The sequence below is a fragment of the Achromobacter sp. RT286_PF genome (assembly GCF_059760425.1).
On record NZ_JCBAMR010000002.1, the window covers coordinates 114,975 to 130,157 of the forward strand.

Genomic DNA, 15,183 nt, shown 5'->3' on the forward strand with positions numbered 1-15,183 from the left:
GGGCGGCGCGGGCCGACTGGAGAAAGCTTGATGATCGCGACGACCGTTCTGATCGTGGGCGCCGGCCCCGCCGGCCTGCTCACCGCCTCGGAGCTTTTTCGGCGCGGCGTCGATTGCCTGCTGATCGACGCGCACGAACGGCCGCAGGACTGGGACCGCGCCACCGTGGTCCACCCTCGCACCATCGAAATCCTGGACGCTTTGGGCATCGCCGCGCCGTTGCTGGATGCCGGCGTCAAGCAGCGCCGCGCGCGCATCCACGCCGCCGGCAACGTGCTGGGCGACATCGATCTGGCGCTGTGCGGCAGCCGCTACCCCTTCAATATCGGTATTTCGGAAGAAGTCACCGAAGCCATCCTGACCGACCATCTGCAAGCCCTGGGCGGCAGCGTCACTCGCGCCACCAAGCTGGTCGGGCTGCAAGAGCGCCCCGACGGCGTGCTGGCAACCCTTGAGCAAGGCGGCGTCCGGTCCAAGGTGTTTACCCAATGGGTCGTCGGCTGTGATGGCCACCACAGCACCGTGCGCACGCTGATGGGTATCGGCCAGGACGGGCACGACATCCACCAGCCCTGGGCGGTATTCGACGCCGCCATCACCGGATGGCCCGATTCGTTCGAGGCCAACTACGCCTACCTGGATCCGACGCCCGTGATCCTGACCGCACTGCCCGAGCGTCGGTGGCGCGTCTATCTGCGGCCCAGTTCGCCGCAGTCGGACTTGGTGAACGACGCTCTGGAGACCTTGCGCCGTTACCTGCCCGACGCGCGCTTCGAAGGCGTGTCGCACCCGACCCGCTTTGATTGCCACACGAAGGTCGCGCAGCGCTTTCGCCTGGGCCGCACGCTGCTGGCCGGCGACGCGGCGCACACATGCAGCCCCGCGCAGGGCCATGGCATGAACAGCGGCATGCAGGACGCCTACAACCTGGGCTGGAAGCTGGCGCTGGTTTGCCAGGGGCATTGCTCGGACGCCTTGCTGGACAGCTACCACGCCGAACGCCGGCCGGTGGCGGACCAGGTCATGGCGTCGGGCGACGCCGCCGAAAACGCCCAAATGGTCATGGATCCCGAGGCCCGCCGCGAGCGCGACGCCGCTATCCGCGCCGCGTTCTCCGACCCCGCCACGCGCCATCACGAAGCCGTGGCCGAGGCAGAGTTGGACATCGATTACGCCGGCTCGCCCATCGTCATGGGCGATGCGCAACCCAGCGTGTCGCCCGGGCAACGCCTGCCCGACCACCTGCCCGTCGAATTCGCGTCAGGCGGCGCGGGCAAGCTGCACGACTACACCAAGCGGCTGGGCCACACCGCGCTGTTGATCGGGGGCAGCGCCACACCGCAAGACGAGCTGGCGCAGGTCCACCGCGACACGGCGGCGCTGTCGGACGGCCCCATCATTGAAGTGGTTGTTGCACTGACGGCCAACGCCGAAGTCTCCAATGTGGACGCCTATCTGTCGCCCGACACCGCCCGCCAGCTGGGTGTGAACAAGATCGTGCTGCTGGTGGTGCGGGCGGACGGCCACGTCGGCCTGCGCGCGGACGAGCGCCACGCGCAAGCCTTGTCGGCGTATGTGGACCAGCTGCGTTCTCAGGGTTTTTCCTAGGAAGATCCCTGTCGATGTTGGCGCGGCCGGTTCGTCGTATCAGTACGACCCACTCTTCTCAAGGCGATCCACCATGACTACCGGCACCGTGAATTTCCATCGCGTCCTGCGCGCCCCCCCCGACCGCATCTACCGCGCCTTCCTGGAGGCCGACGCCGTCGCCAAATGGCTGCCCCCGTACGGCTTTACCTGCCAGGTCCACCAACTGGACGCAAAGGTAGGCGGCACCTACAAGATGTCGTTCCGCAATTTTGGATCGAACCAGATCCATGCGTTCGGCGGCGAATACCTGGAACTGGTCCCCGGCGAAAGGCTGCGCTATTCCGACCGCTTCGACGACCCCGGCATGCCCGGCGAAATGATGACGACCATCCAGCTGCGCAAGGTGTCGTGCGGCACGGAAATCACCATCGAGCAAAGTGGCATCCCGGCCGCCATCCCCACCGAAATGTGCTACCTGGGCTGGCAGGAATCCCTGCTGCAACTGGCCCGGCTGGTCGAGCCGGAAGTGGCGGAGTAGGCCGGCTGGGACGTCACGCGCCGGGCTTGCCCTGGAAGTAGACAGGCGCTTGCACGGAATCGCTGCCCTGCTCCCATTCGGCCCGCATCCTGGCCAGGAAATCGGCGTCGACGCGGTGCTTTTCATCTTGCAGCACCTCGTACATCGCCGTGGCAATCCGGTCGATAACCGTTTCCGGCCTGGCAACGCCACACACCGTGCGGCCAAACTGAAGCAGCGCTTTCCTGCTGGGATACTCGCGGCTTTTGTTCAGCTTGAGCGCCAGCGTCCGGTCAGACAGCTTGCGGCCGGATTGCGGGTCATCGATCTCGTACACGCTGGTCGTCACCACGTCGAACAGCGGCGCCAGGGCGGCTGGCGCCGCGCCCGGATGCCGGTACAGCAGACCGAAATTTTTCAGATGCGCGTCGCCATTGCGCAGCAGCACCGATAGCGCCACGTATTCGAAGTACCGGGCCAGGCTTTCAACGCGATTAGCGCCGCACAGCAGGCCGATCATCTGCGCGATGGTCTCGTAAGCGCTCAGGTACTTTTCCTTGGCGGTCTTGCGCAACAACACGGCCATGTCTTCAAAACCCAGCTGGTCGCCCCCGTCCAGGTCAAAGCGGCGCATCACGAATAGCGAGCCATCATCCGACAGCCAGAACTCGGGCACGCGAATTCCCGCTTGCTTCGCGACGGTCATGCAGAGGAATTCGTTCTGCGCCAGAAAGGGATAGTCCTCGCCTGCGGCCTTGACGATAAGGTTCGGCGTGAAGGTCGTGGACTTGTCGATGATCGGCTTGGCATCCAGCTCGTCCGCGTCCGGCATCAACACCTTGGGTTGAAAGCCTGAAATGCCCGAGGTCAGGTAGGCGCTGACCAGGTGGTCAAAAAGCTCGACACTGGCGCCACTTGACAGCAGCGTCTTCAACCCGACCTCGGCCTGAAGGCGCTGCGCCTGACTACCGGGTTCTCGATAGCGCAACCGCCCGATCTGGTTGTTGCCCGTCAGGGCCAGCAGGCGCATATCGTCCAGCGCAACTTCCTTGCCAAAACGCTCCCAGAGCTTTTCGTACAGATAGCCTTCGGGCCGATTCATCGCAAAGACGGGCGGCAATGCGGTATCCGCGTAGCTTTCAGCGCGGTGCGGCATGATCAGCGACACCTCGCGCTCCTGCTCGGGGTGGGTGTAGTTGAAGACGAATCGCGACTCTTTTTCCAGCAGGCCCGATTCGCCTTGCGGTGTGCTGATTTCCAGGTGTTTGATCTTGCCGGCTTTACTCATCGTCCAGGCGCCCCACGTCGTCGTAATTGATGCCGGCGGTATCGATGCGCAGGCCCATATTCAGAACCGCAAGGGCGCGCAGGATGAAGTGCAGGCCGACGTTTTCGCCTTTTTCAATCTGAATGATGAGGTGGCGTGACAGCCCGGCGCGTTGCGCCAAGGTGGCCTGGCTTATTTTTCGCTGCTTGCGTTCACGCTGGAAACTCTCGCCAAACTCTGCGGGAAGGACGGCGGTGGGGAAGTACGGCATACGCAACATTCCTTGGCTTTAACGCCTGGGGTAGTTGCGATACCGTACACCGATCCGGCCCACAAATGTAAGCCAAAGCCGACTTTTTCTGAAAATTTGGCAAAAATGTCGGCTATGGCTTACATATCTACGATAGGACGCGCCAGGATCCGCCCCTACCCCCGACGCCCCGCCTCGACCTGGATCTTCAGTTCCACTTCGGGCTTAAAGCCCATGTCCAGGCCGAAGTCCAGGCCGAAATCCTTGCGGTTGAATTCGGTGGAGGCGTCCGCGCCGCAGACCTCGCGCTTTTCCATGGGGTGCTGGATGCACTTGAAGTCGTCGATGTCCAGCTTGACGCGGCGGGTCACGCCGCGCAGCGTCAGGTCGCCGGTGGCTTCTTCGGGGCGGTCGCCGTCGAACTTGGTGAATTTGCCCTTGAAGGTGGCGGTGGGGTAGCGGGCGGCGTCGAAGATGTCGGGCGCCAGCGCGTGCTTGTTCATCTCGTCGTGGCCGAAGTCCACCGAGTTGATGTCGACGGTGACCTCGACGGTGCCGGTGCGGGCCTGGCGGTCCAGCACCACCACGCCTTGGGACTTGTTGAATTTGCCGCGCCACGTGGACAGGCCGCCGAAGTGGTCGGCCTCAAAGCTGGGATAGGTGTGCGAGGGGTCGATGTCGTAGGTGACCGGCTCGGCGACGACCTGGGCGGACAACGCCAGCACGGCGGCGCCCAGCATCAGGGTCGGGATGCGCTTCATCGAAGTCAGCTTCATCAAGGCTCCTTATGGTGAATGGGCCGTGCGCGGACGGGCCGGGCACGGCGGACAAACCAGACAGACCTATTCCGCGTAGCCGGGGTTGCGTCGATCCAGCCGACGCAACAGGCCCGGCCAGGCCAACGAGGCCTTGTAGGCACGGTCGGCGGGCGATTCAACGGCGGCGCGCGCCAGGACCTCGGGCGGGATGAAGATCAATTCGCCGCCGCCGGCCTGCGCCCGCACCTGCGCCATGCAGGCGGCTTCCAGGCGGTGCATGGCCTGGAACGCCTCGGCCATGGTCTGGCCCACCGTCAACAAGCCGTGGTTGCGCAGGATCAGGTAATTGTTGCTGCCCAGGTCGCGCACCAGGCGCGGTTGTTCTTCGGGGTTCAGCGCCAGCCCTTCGTAGTCGTGATAGCTCAGCGATCGCAGCGCGATGAAGGCAAATTGCGACAAGGGCAGCAGGCCGTCTTTTTGCGCCGACACGGCCACGCCGTTGATGGAGTGCGTGTGCAGCACGCACATCGCGTCCTTGCGGGCCGCATGGATACAGCTGTGGATGGTGAAGCCGGCCGGGTTGATGTCGTATTCCGATTCCATCACCTTGTTGCCGTGCAGGTCGATCTTGACCAGGCTGGACGCCGTGATCTCGTCGAACATCATGCCGTAGGGATTGATCAGGAAGTGCTCGGTGCCAGGCACCTTGGCGGTGATGTGCGTGAAGATCAGGTCGTCCCAGCCAAATAGCGCCACCAGCCGATACAGGGCCGCGAGGTCTGTGCGGACCTGCCATTCCGTTGCGCTGACTTGTTCGCGCACGCCGGCGCCCTGTTTGCTTACCGTGTCCATCCCGTCTCCAGTTTTATTAATGCGTCTTGGGGTCCATTCCGAAGGCGCTTGCGGCCATGACGCCGCCAGCCCGTGGAACACTGTATTGGTTTTAAACCGAACCGGCATGGCCGTGGGCGCTGCCGTCCGTCAGATGAAAAACAATTTTCGTCGCACCGCGCCGGGCGTGGCCCCGGCCCCGGTTCCGCTTGCATAATAAGGGCCGCCCCCTCTAAGGGGCCGCCCCCACGGAGACCCCACCATGCCGCAAGGCCCGCACCGCCGCCTACAGGCTTTTTTCCAGTCGCATCTGGAATCGCTGTCGGGCGTGGGTCTGCTGCTGGGCACGCTGTTCTTCGCCGCGTCGCTGACGCCCACGCTGGTGCCGCGCACCTACCTGACGCAGGGCGTGCTGGGCGGCACCTGCCTGGCCGCCGGCTATGGGCTGGGCGTGTTGTGGCATTGGCTGTGGGCTTACCTGGAACTGCCCGAGCCCCGTGGGCGCGCGGCGCGCATCGTCAACGGCACGATCACGCTGGTGTGCGCGGCGGTGCTGCTGGCCTTTCTTTGGCGCGCGGCCGACTGGCAGAACACGATCCGCGCGCTGATGGAAATGCCGCCGGTGCCCAGCGCGCATCCCTTCAAGGTCAGCCTTACCGCGTTGGCCACCTTCGCCGTGCTGTTGGCGCTGGGCCGCTTGTTCAAGCTGGTGACGCGGTGGGTGGCCGCGCGGGTGCGCCGCGTCGTGCCACGCCGTGTCGCCAACGTGACGGGCGCCGCAATCGCCATCCTGATCTTCTGGTCGCTGGCCAACAACGTGTTCTTTCGGGCGGCGCTGCATGTGCTGGACGCCTCGTTCCGCGAATACGATGCGCTGCTTGAACCAGAGCGCCCGCGCCCCACCGCCCCCGGCAAAACGGGCAGCCCCGATTCCCTGATCGCCTGGCAACAACTCGGCCGCGCCGGCCGCGAATTCATTGCATCCGGCGCCAGCGCCCAGGACATCCGGGCGCAGACCGGGCATGACGCGCTGGAACCGATCCGCGTCTACGTCGGCCTGCCCGGCGCCGACACGCCGGCCGCCCGCGCCCGGCTGGCGCTGGCCGAGATGAAACGCGTGGGCGCGTTTGAACGGTCGGCGCTGGTGGTGGTGACGCCCACCGGCACGGGGTGGATCGACCCGGCCGCGATGGACGCGCTGGAATACCTGCTGCATGGCGACGTGGCCAGCGTGGCATTGCAGTATTCCTACCTGTCCAGCCCACTATCCTTGCTGGCCCAGCCCGAGTACGGATCAGAGGCGGCGCGCGCGCTGTTCGCCGAGGTCTACGGCTACTGGACCACGCTGCCGAAAGACAAGCGGCCCAAGCTTTATCTGCACGGTTTAAGCCTGGGCGCGCTGAATTCCGCGCGGTCGGCCGAACTGTTCGAGATGATCGGCGACCCGATCCAGGGCGCCCTCTGGAGCGGTCCACCGTTTGAGAGCCGGGTGTGGCGCGCCATTACCGACGCGCGCAACCCCGGTTCGCCCGCCTGGTTGCCGCAATTGCGCGACGGCGCTTTCGTGCGCTTCATGAACCAGCACGGTTCGCCCGTGCCCGCCGATGCGCCATGGGGCCCGATGCGCATTGTGTTCTTGCAGTACGCCAGCGACGCCATCACGTTCTTCGACTTTCGCGACCTGTACCGCCGCCCCGCGTGGATGGAGCCCCCCTACGGCCCCGACGTATCGCCGCAGCTGCGCTGGGTGCCGGTGGTGACGATGTTGCAGCTGGCGCTGGATATGTCGGTCAGCACCGAGACGCCCATCGGTTACGGCCACGTCTACGCGCCGCAGCACTACGTGGATGCGTGGCTGGGGGTGACGGGCGTGCCGGGCTGGACGCCGGACGCGCTGGCGCGGCTGAAGCAGCACCTGATGGAACGCGCGCGCGCCGCCACGGGGGATGGCGAGGCCACGCAGGCCGCGTACGAGCATCGCGGGGGCTGAACGATATGACCGATCTGCTGACCGCCTTTTATTTCAGCGGCGACGCCATCCGCAGCCGCAGCGTCAGCCCGACGGTGCTGCGCGCCACCCTGGACATTCCCGCCCCCGCCCGCCACGTCGTCGCCGACTGGCAACGCGAAATCACCACACACCTGATGCTGGAGCCCGGCGATGTCGAACCCCTGCCGCTGGCCCGCGCGCAACGCCGCTGGCCCGACTACAAGCACTGCGTGCAGGCCATGCATGCCTGGACGCGCGACGCAGGCCTGGACAACGTGCTGGCCAACAGCGACATGGCGCTGATGGCCTGCCGGGGCGCCCGCTACCACCATGACGGCGGGCAATATGCCGGCGCGGCCTTTTGCAACCTTTTCGTAAGCGAAGACAAGGGGCTGGACGTGCATTTCCCGCATTCCGGCCAGCGCATCCCCCTGACACGCGGCACCGCCATCGTCTTCGACACCTGCCAGCCACATGCCGTTGTGCCGCGCGGCGGCCATCGCTTTGACGCCCGGGACGTTCCCGCCGATGCCGACCTGTCGCAGTGGTTCCTTACCTGGGAATTGCCCATCGAAGCGCCCTGCGTAGCAAGCGCGCTGGGCATCGCGTTCGACGTCGCCCCGCAGGCGGCAGCGGGCCTGGACGACGAGCAGGTGTGGGTGCACGGCGCGCCTGCCCGACTGGATCCTGAATGGGGACAGTGGCAGCGTAATTAGGTGACGGTTCTCCACCCGGCCCGGCGGTAAATTGCAGTCTGACACCCTATCCAACACTCTGTACGGCCGGAGGCATGGACGCCTGCACGCGCGCCGGTATACTTTTCCGAGCTGTTTTTGCAGCCCGAGTTTTTGCAGTCTTTCTTCCAACCTAAGCTTCTTGCCGCGCGGCCCCTTGGCCGCGCCCTTCTATGCCCGCCTTGATGGACATGCTGCGCCCGCTACGCCGGGCGCTTTGCTGCACGGCCGCCGCTTTGGCCGCCACCCTCACTTGCCTTCCCGCATTGGCCGCTCCGCCCACGCTGGCAGAGTGTCACGGCATCAAGGACCTGGCGTTCGTCGCGCATCTGGACGACGACCTGCTGTTCATGAACCCGGACATTGCCTCCAACGTTGAAGCGGGCGGCTGCGTGCGCGTGGTCTACCTGACCGCCAGCGACGCGGGCGAAGGCGATACCTACATGCTGGGCCGCGAGCGCGGCGTGCGCGCCGCCTACGCCTACATGGCGCACAAACCGGACGTCTGGAAAGCCGATACCGGCATCGCGGCAAGCCGCCAGATCGCGCGCTTTACCTTGCAGGACAATCCGCGCGTGCAGCTGTGGCACATGCGCCTGAAGGACCCGTGGCTGGGCAAGGGCTGGGGCAGCCTGACCCCGCTTAGCCGCACGGAATCCGAACCGGGCCAAAGCGTCGACACGCTGGGCCCCTACCCCGAGACCTACACGCGCGAACAGCTGATCGACACGCTGGCAGAACTCATCCGCCAATACGGCCCGACCACCGTGCGCCACCTGGACGACACCATCACCGTGCCGTACACGCAGCTGTGCTGGCGCTGCGCCGGCCATGGCCACCCCGACCACATCGCCAGCGCGCGACTGGCGCGCGAAGCCATGTTGCGCGTGCCCGGCAACTACGCCGAAACCGGCTACATCGACTACCCCAGCCAGGAACGCGCCACCAACCTGACCGAATCCGAAATCGCCAGCAAGTCGGTGATCTTCCAGCACTACGCCTGGAACGACTACCACTACTGCGCCGGCCCCAGCGGCTGCAAGGAACCGGCCGGCCCAGCCGCCGCCTGGGTGCAGCGCGCCTATTACGTATCGCGCCAGGACATCGCGCCACAGCTGTATCCGGACGGGCGCGGCGGCCTGGTGGTCTTTGCGGCGGGCGAAACCAACGCCGCCGTCAACCGCTGGGATTCGGGGCAGCGCCGCTGGCAAAGCCTGGGCGGCCGCACCACCGGCCCGTTGGTATCGTTTACGCATGCCGACGGCACGGCCGGCCTGATGGCGCGCGATCCGCTGGGCGGCGTGTGGGCCAACAAGCAACGCCACGACGGCACGTGGCAAGGCTGGCAAGCGCTGGGCGGCCTGCGCGTGACGCAGATTCCCGCCGTGGCGCCGCGTGGCGAAGCCGCTGCCGTAGCCCTGGGCTATGACGGCCTGCTGCACTGGATTGCACCGTCGGGTATCGACGGCAGCTGGAGCCCCTGGCAAGACCTGCCCGCGCTGGACGGCGCCACCGGCGCGCCAGCCGCCGCGCGCGGGGCCGATGGCCGCTACGTGATCTTCGCCAATACTTCCGAAGGCAAACTTTTCTACACCCGCCAGCTGCCCGCCGACAAAGGCAAGCGCCCCGAATGGCAGGCATGGCGCCACGTGCCCGCGCCCGTGGCGGCCGGTGGCCTGGCCGCAATCCGCAACCACGAAGACCGCGTCGAGCTGTATTTCCGCCAGCGCGGCAACAACCACCTGACCAAGCTGATCGAAGCCGGCGACACCACCGACATGGATATGGACTGGAGCGCGCCCGCCGACCTGGGCGTACCCTTCATCGGCCGCCCGGCCCTGCACGCCGATGCCAAGGGCAACGTCATCCTGGCGCTGCTGGAACGTTCCGGCGGGCCGCTGTGGCTGGTGGAACACGGCAAGCCCACGCGCCTGGACGCCGACGCCGCCTCGCCGCCCGCGCTCAATGTCATCGACGGCGCCGTGTACATCGTGGCCCGCAGCGCCGGCGGCCCACAACGCTATCAGGTGCTGTCGCGCCGCGACGGCGTGTGGGCGGACCGGCTGACGCTGGACGGGGTGCCGGGCAATGGCGGTGGCCCCTTTGCCACCATGGCCACCGCGCGTCCGGCCGACCTGCCCAACCTGGGCACGCCCGCCGCGACCAACACGGTGGTGGTGCGCCCGTCGCCCAGCGATCCCGCCGCGCTGACGGTGGAACGCATGCCGACGCAGGCCTCGCGCACCGCCACGCCCACGTCCCCCGCGACCACCACGGCGGCCAGCGGCGCGCCCGCCGCGCCGCCCGCCAAGACCGTCACGCAGTAGGCCCATTGTGGCCTCCTGCGTTGTGGCCTCATGCGTTGTGGCGTCCTGCGTTGTGGCCACCCGCGTCATGGCCTCCCGCGTCATGGCCTCCCGCGTCATGGCCACCCGCGTCATGACCTCCCGCGTCATGACCTCCCGCGTCATGGCCTCCTGCGTCATGGCCTCCTGCCTCAGGACGTCCTTCCAGCAGATAGCCGGCCAGGTCCTCCACTTCCCGGGCCACTTCCTGCCAGATCCACCGGATGACGCCGATCGCCTGCTTCTCGGCGGCGTCGCAATCGGGCCACCGCAACGCCTCTTCGATGGCTGCATCCAGCGCCGACAAGGCCGACGCGGGGACGTGGCACGGTTGCGTGTAGGTTTTCTCGCGCAGCGCTTCCGTCAGGCAGCCGATCTGTTCTTTGAGCGCGGCGGCCACGTCGTGCAGCGCCGGCCCCAGGGCGTGGCAAGTTCGTTCGGACAACACGAAACTTCCCGCCCGCTCCATGATCGGGGCGGTGCGCCACAAACCTTCAATGCGTTCATTCAATTGATAGACGGACAGGTGTGAACTGAGCTTGTCCAGCGGAAACGCGCCGGCCTGGGTCACCATGTCGCGCGCGCGCCAACGCGCCCGTTCCATGATGGGCCGGTCATGCAGGCGTGGGCGTTGCCGCGCTTCATTGAACGCCGCCGCCCAATCGACCAGCATGTCGCCATAGGCGTCAATGGACGCGGCCAGATTCCAGCGCGCGCTGTACCGTGCCGACAAGGGCAACACGGCCAGCGCGGCCAGAATGCCCGAGGCCGAGCCCACCGCAATGGCCAGTGTCTTGTCCAGCGCGCCGCCCAGGATGTCGCCGTCGGGCGTGACGGTCAGGATCGTGACGGTGACCAGGCTGTAGCTCAGCATGGGCCAGCGCATCGACAGATACGCCGCGCAAGCCACCCCCACCACGATGGCCCACACCGGGCTGGCGCTGCCCGCGTCCGCTGCCAGCACCATCGACACCCCCAGCACCACGCCGATCAGGGCGCCCAGCACGCGGGCCGACGCTTCGCCGACCGTGCCCTCCACGCTGGCGCGCACGACGAACAGGGCGGAAAATGCGCCCCATGAAATCTCGGGCATCTGGCGCCATCGCATCCAGACAAACGCAAGCAGCACGGCGGCCACCGTTTGCACAGGCAGGCGGAACACGTCCTCCGCCATCCGGGCCCGGCAAAAAGCCGTGGTGTTGCGCAGCCGCAAGGCCAGGGTGGGCCGCAGAGGTTGGGATTGGGATGGGGTTTTGGCTTGGGGTCGGGATTGAGTTGGCACGGATAAATCGCAAAACGGGTGCATCGGAGCCCGATGCACCAGCAAGCGTCATGCCGCCCGGTCAGTCAAACACGTTGACCAGAATGTCCGCGACCACGGCGGTGGCAATCGCCACCAGCACCAGGTCCGAGCCCGCCACGCGCCATTCATAGCCGGGATATACGGGCAGCCTGGCCAGCATGGGGCCGGGCACCATCTTCTTGGCGATCCCCGGCGGCAGCGGCTTGCCGCGAGCCAGGTTCTTACGAATGCCCGGCGGCAGCGGCGCATAGCCGGTGACGTGATATTCGGTGGCGTAGCCGCGCGCGGTGGTCACCGAAATGCCGGCCTGCCGCAGCGAGCCATCGCCGCCGTTGCCCTTGCCATTGCCATTGCCGTTGCCATTGCCGGAATTCGACTTGCCATTCTTGTCGCCGGAATCGCCTTGGCCCTGGCCTTTGTTCTTGCCCTGCCCTTGTCCCTGCCCCTGGCCTTGATCCGATTTGTCGGGCTTGCCCTTGCCTTCCGGAGGGGCCGCGAACGCATGCGCCCCCAGGGCAAGGCTACAGGCAATGGTCAACAAGCGAACGGCGGTGCGCATGGAAGGCTCCAGGCTGGTCGGTAACACCGCCGTTTTACTCCCGCCGCTGGAAAAACGGGAATCTTTCATGTATCCGCACCGGTACGGCTGTAACCGTTTTGCGGATTTCCACGCGGCGTTGACCATGCCGCCCGCACTGCCCAAACAGCGAATAATTCCGCTGACACTTTTTCCGTTGACGTCGCCCCACAGGAGGTGAAATATCGTTTTCTCAATAACGCACGCGCAACTGCTGACGTCGTTGAGATGCTTTAGCTTCATGTAGGCCAACCCGGACCGCGAGGTCATGCACGCCCCACGGTCGATTCAACGATCTATAGACGGAGTGTGGAACATGGCGACACAGCAAAGTTACTCAACCGGTCTTGCCGCGCTATTGATAGCGACAGCGGCCATGGGCGCGCCCGCCGTGGCGCAAGAAGCCCGCAAACCCAACATCATTCTTATCGTGTCCGACGACACGGGCTACGGCGACCTGGGGCCCTACGGCGGCGGTGTGGGGCGCGGCATGCCCACGCCCAACATCGACCGGCTCTCCAACGAAGGCATGACGTTCTTTTCGTTCTACGCGCAGCCCAGCTGCACCCCCGGGCGCGCGGCCATGCAGACCGGCCGCATCCCCAACCGCAGCGGCATGACCACCGTTGCGTTCCAGGGCCAGGGCGGCGGCTTGCCCAAGGAAGAATGGACGCTGGCGTCCGTGCTGAAGACGGGCGGATACAAAACGTTCTTCAGCGGCAAATGGCACTTGGGCGAAGCGGATTATTCCCTGCCGAACGCCCAAGGCTATGACGAAATGAAGTACGCCGGCCTGTATCACCTGAACGCCTACACATACGCCGATCCCACCTGGTTCCCCGACATGGACCCCGAACTGCGCGCCATGTTCCAGAAGGTCACGCGCGGTGCGCTCTCGGGCAACGCCGGCGAAACGGCGCGCGAGGAATTCAAGATCAACGGGCAGTACGTCGACACCCCCGAGGTCAACGGCAAGGAAGGCGTGGTCGGCATTCCGTTCTTTGACCGCTACGTTGAAAAAGCCTCGGTGGACTACCTGGAGCGCAATGCAAAAAGCGAAACGCCCTTCTTCATGAACATCAACTTCATGAAGGTGCACCAACCCAACATGCCCGACCCGGACTACGTCGGCAAATCCCTATCGAAAAGCAAGTACGCCGACTCCGTCGTCGAGCTGGACGCGCGCATCGGACGCATCATGGACAAGGTCCGAGAGCTGGGCCTGGACAAGAACACGCTGGTCTTCTACACCACCGACAACGGCGCCTGGCAAGACGTTTACCCCGACGCGGGCTACACCCCGTTCCGGGGCACCAAGGGCACCGTGCGCGAAGGCGGCAACCGCGTACCCGCCATTGCGTGGATGCCGGGCAAGATTGCACCCGCCACCAAAGACCACAGCATCCTGGGCGGGCTGGATTTGATGGCCACCTTTGCCTCGGTCGCCGGCGTCAAGCTGCCCGTCAACGACCGTGCCGACAAGCCGATCATCTTCGACAGCTATGACATGTCGCCGGTACTGTTCGGCACGGGCAAGTCGGAACGCAAGTCGTGGTTCTATTTCACGGAAAACGAACTGTCTCCCGGGGCGATTCGGGTCGGCAACTACAAGGCCGTGTTTAACCTGCGGGGCGACGACGGCGTCAAGACAGGGGGGCTGGCGGTGGACACCAACCTGGGCTGGAAGGGTCCGGAGTCCTATGTCGCCGGGGTGCCCCAGGTGTTCGACCTGTGGGCCGACCCGCAGGAACGCTACGACATTTTCATGAGCAACGTCACGGAAAGAACGTGGACGCTGCCCACCATGAACGCGGCGGCGGCGGACCTGATGAAGACCTACGTGAAGTACCCGCCCAGAAAGGCGCAAGGCGATGCCTATACCGGCCCCGTCACGCTGTCGCAGTACGAGCGCCTGCAATACATTCGTGAAAGCCTGGCCAAGGACGGCTTCAAGCTGCCCATGCCGTCGGGCAATTGACGGCGGCTGGTCAGTGCGCGCCGGAATAGTCGCTTAGCGACGCGGCAGGAGACAGCGCGAACGACGCGCGCATGTCTCTTGCCTCGTCCACCGGCGTGCGGCCGAAAAACCGTTTGAACTCGCGGGAAAACTGCGACGGGCTTTCGTAGCCGACGCGGGCCGATGCCGAGGCGGCCGTCAGCCCGTCGCGGATCATCATCAGCCGCGCCTGATGCAAGCGTGTCGACTTGATGTATTGAATGGGCGACGTCTGCGTCACGCTACGGAAGTTGGCGTGAAAGGCAGGAATGCTCATGCCCGCTTCCTGCGCCAGGCTGCCCACGTCCAGCGGCTGCGCAAAGTCGACGTGGATCTTGCGCAGCGCCCGCGCCACCCGACCAAAGCGCCCTTGGTGCACCAGCGCCGCCTTCATGGCCTCGCCCTGCGTGCCGCTCAATACCCGAAATAGAATCTCGCGCCGTAGCGCCGGGCCCAGCACGCGCGCTTCCACGGGCGTACACAGTGCGCGCAACAAACGCAGCGTGGCATCGGCCAGGTCAGCATCCAGCGGCGTGGAAACAATGCCCAGCGGCGCGGCTTGCGAGGGCGGCGTGTCGTCCATCGCCAGGATCAGTTCGGTCAGCTCGGTCAGGTCCAGCCGCAGCGAAACCGCCAGCATCGGCTCGGCTTCGCTGGCTTCGGTTTCAGTTGAAAAAGGCAAGGGTACGGACAGCACCAGATAGTGCTGCGCGTCGTACACATAGACCTCGTCCCCCAGAAAACCCACCTTGCGCCCCTGGCACACGATCACGATGCCGGGCTCGTACAGCACGGGCGTGCGGCCCAGCGGCCGGTTCGACCGCATGAAGCGCACGCCTTCCAGCGCCGACTGCGTATAGCCCTCGTTGGGCGCCAGCCGCTCAAGCAGGCCGGCCATTTTTTGCGAAGCCAGTTTCCGATCGATGTCCACGGTGCCGTCCTTTGCCGGGGGTTCACGTGCACGGATTCTACAACCGCGCCACCTCCGTTCACCCCCTGTTCGATAGGAATAGGCAATACCGGCA

General features: G+C 65.6%; 13 protein-coding genes. 6 read left to right on the forward strand and 7 right to left on the reverse strand.

Annotated features, from left to right (window positions below; translation table 11 throughout):
• Positions 1–30: 30 nt before the first annotated feature.
• Together AC6LJY_RS02415 and AC6LJY_RS02420 are read left to right on the forward strand one after the other, a co-directional pair.
• Positions 31–1,608 carry an FAD-dependent monooxygenase gene (locus AC6LJY_RS02415; protein ID WP_498135199.1) on the forward strand — a complete coding sequence of 526 codons (1,578 nt, stop codon included), beginning with the start codon at positions 31–33 and terminating at the stop codon, positions 1,606–1,608.
• A 73-nt stretch (positions 1,609–1,681) separates the two neighbouring features.
• The gene (locus AC6LJY_RS02420) at positions 1,682–2,128 is read left to right on the forward strand and encodes an SRPBCC family protein (protein ID WP_498135200.1); all 447 of its coding nucleotides are present in this window, start codon (positions 1,682–1,684) and stop codon (positions 2,126–2,128) included.
• A gap of 13 nt (positions 2,129–2,141) precedes the next feature.
• On the opposite strand, the gene AC6LJY_RS02425 is transcribed toward AC6LJY_RS02420, so the two are convergent.
• The 4 genes from AC6LJY_RS02425 to AC6LJY_RS02440 all read right to left on the reverse strand — a co-directional run bounded on the left by AC6LJY_RS02425 (position 2,142) and on the right by AC6LJY_RS02440 (position 5,234).
• On the reverse strand, positions 2,142–3,395 hold the full coding sequence (locus tag AC6LJY_RS02425) for a type II toxin-antitoxin system HipA family toxin (RefSeq protein WP_498135201.1): 1,254 nt from the start codon (positions 3,393–3,395) through the stop codon (positions 2,142–2,144).
• On the reverse strand, positions 3,388–3,645 hold the full coding sequence (locus tag AC6LJY_RS02430; RefSeq protein ID WP_314361954.1) for a helix-turn-helix domain-containing protein: 258 nt from the start codon (positions 3,643–3,645) through the stop codon (positions 3,388–3,390). The genes AC6LJY_RS02425 and AC6LJY_RS02430 overlap by 8 nt, the downstream gene beginning before the upstream one ends.
• A gap of 155 nt (positions 3,646–3,800) precedes the next feature.
• On the reverse strand, positions 3,801–4,385 hold the full coding sequence (locus tag AC6LJY_RS02435) for a YceI family protein (RefSeq protein WP_498135328.1): 585 nt from the start codon (positions 4,383–4,385) through the stop codon (positions 3,801–3,803).
• An 81-nt stretch (positions 4,386–4,466) separates the two neighbouring features.
• Positions 4,467–5,234 carry a class II aldolase/adducin family protein gene (locus AC6LJY_RS02440; RefSeq protein ID WP_498135202.1) on the reverse strand — a complete coding sequence of 256 codons (768 nt, stop codon included), beginning with the start codon at positions 5,232–5,234 and terminating at the stop codon, positions 4,467–4,469.
• Between the two features lie 241 nt (positions 5,235–5,475).
• Here AC6LJY_RS02440 and AC6LJY_RS02445 point away from each other — a divergent pair, with 241 nt between their 5' ends.
• The 3 genes from AC6LJY_RS02445 to AC6LJY_RS02455 all read left to right on the forward strand — a co-directional run bounded on the left by AC6LJY_RS02445 (position 5,476) and on the right by AC6LJY_RS02455 (position 10,264).
• Positions 5,476–7,203, forward strand: coding sequence for an alpha/beta hydrolase (locus AC6LJY_RS02445; protein ID WP_498135203.1), 1,728 nt, complete (start codon positions 5,476–5,478; stop codon positions 7,201–7,203).
• Positions 7,204–7,208: 5 nt separating this feature from the next.
• Entirely contained in the window at positions 7,209–7,919 is a 711-nt protein-coding gene (locus AC6LJY_RS02450; RefSeq protein ID WP_498135204.1) for a hypothetical protein, read from the forward strand.
• Positions 7,920–8,110: 191 nt separating this feature from the next.
• Positions 8,111–10,264, forward strand: a complete 2,154-nt coding sequence (locus AC6LJY_RS02455; protein WP_498135205.1) for a DUF8189 domain-containing protein — start codon at positions 8,111–8,113, stop codon at positions 10,262–10,264.
• 28 nt (positions 10,265–10,292) lie between these two features.
• Here AC6LJY_RS02455 and AC6LJY_RS02460 read toward each other — a convergent pair whose 3' ends face one another.
• Positions 10,293–11,444: an FUSC family protein gene (locus AC6LJY_RS02460; RefSeq protein ID WP_498135206.1), complete on the reverse strand. Its 1,152-nt coding sequence runs from the start codon at positions 11,442–11,444 to the stop codon at positions 10,293–10,295.
• Positions 11,445–11,625: 181 nt separating this feature from the next.
• Positions 11,626–12,144, reverse strand: a complete 519-nt coding sequence (locus AC6LJY_RS02465; RefSeq protein WP_498135329.1) for an anti-virulence regulator CigR family protein — start codon at positions 12,142–12,144, stop codon at positions 11,626–11,628.
• A 334-nt stretch (positions 12,145–12,478) separates the two neighbouring features.
• Between AC6LJY_RS02465 and AC6LJY_RS02470 the strand changes: the two genes are divergently transcribed.
• Positions 12,479–14,140 (forward strand): sulfatase-like hydrolase/transferase, encoded by a 1,662-nt coding sequence (locus AC6LJY_RS02470; protein WP_314361961.1) that lies wholly within the window; start codon positions 12,479–12,481, stop codon positions 14,138–14,140.
• Positions 14,141–14,150: 10 nt separating this feature from the next.
• Here AC6LJY_RS02470 and AC6LJY_RS02475 read toward each other — a convergent pair whose 3' ends face one another.
• On the reverse strand, positions 14,151–15,056 hold the full coding sequence (locus AC6LJY_RS02475) for an AraC family transcriptional regulator (RefSeq protein ID WP_314361975.1): 906 nt from the start codon (positions 15,054–15,056) through the stop codon (positions 14,151–14,153).
• Between the last annotated feature and the right edge of the window lie 127 nt (positions 15,057–15,183).

Excerpts from the sequence above, each read along its gene's own strand:
- AC6LJY_RS02430 (WP_314361954.1), bottom strand. The coding sequence starts at position 3,645 with ATGCCGTACTTCCCCACCGCCGTCCTTCCCGCAGAGTTTGGCGAGAGT.
- AC6LJY_RS02425 (WP_498135201.1), bottom strand. The coding sequence starts at position 3,395 with ATGAGTAAAGCCGGCAAGATCAAACACCTGGAAATCAGCACACCGCAA.
- AC6LJY_RS02450 (WP_498135204.1), top strand. The coding sequence starts at position 7,209 with ATGACCGATCTGCTGACCGCCTTTTATTTCAGCGGCGACGCCATCCGC.
- AC6LJY_RS02445 (WP_498135203.1), top strand. The coding sequence starts at position 5,476 with ATGCCGCAAGGCCCGCACCGCCGCCTACAGGCTTTTTTCCAGTCGCAT.
- AC6LJY_RS02420 (WP_498135200.1), top strand. The coding sequence starts at position 1,682 with ATGACTACCGGCACCGTGAATTTCCATCGCGTCCTGCGCGCCCCCCCC.
- AC6LJY_RS02470 (WP_314361961.1), top strand. The coding sequence starts at position 12,479 with ATGGCGACACAGCAAAGTTACTCAACCGGTCTTGCCGCGCTATTGATA.
- AC6LJY_RS02440 (WP_498135202.1), bottom strand. The coding sequence starts at position 5,234 with ATGGACACGGTAAGCAAACAGGGCGCCGGCGTGCGCGAACAAGTCAGC.
- AC6LJY_RS02475 (WP_314361975.1), bottom strand. The coding sequence starts at position 15,056 with ATGGCCGGCCTGCTTGAGCGGCTGGCGCCCAACGAGGGCTATACGCAG.
- AC6LJY_RS02465 (WP_498135329.1), bottom strand. The coding sequence starts at position 12,144 with ATGCGCACCGCCGTTCGCTTGTTGACCATTGCCTGTAGCCTTGCCCTG.
- AC6LJY_RS02455 (WP_498135205.1), top strand. The coding sequence starts at position 8,111 with ATGCCCGCCTTGATGGACATGCTGCGCCCGCTACGCCGGGCGCTTTGC.
- AC6LJY_RS02435 (WP_498135328.1), bottom strand. The coding sequence starts at position 4,385 with ATGAAGCGCATCCCGACCCTGATGCTGGGCGCCGCCGTGCTGGCGTTG.
- AC6LJY_RS02415 (WP_498135199.1), top strand. The coding sequence starts at position 31 with ATGATCGCGACGACCGTTCTGATCGTGGGCGCCGGCCCCGCCGGCCTG.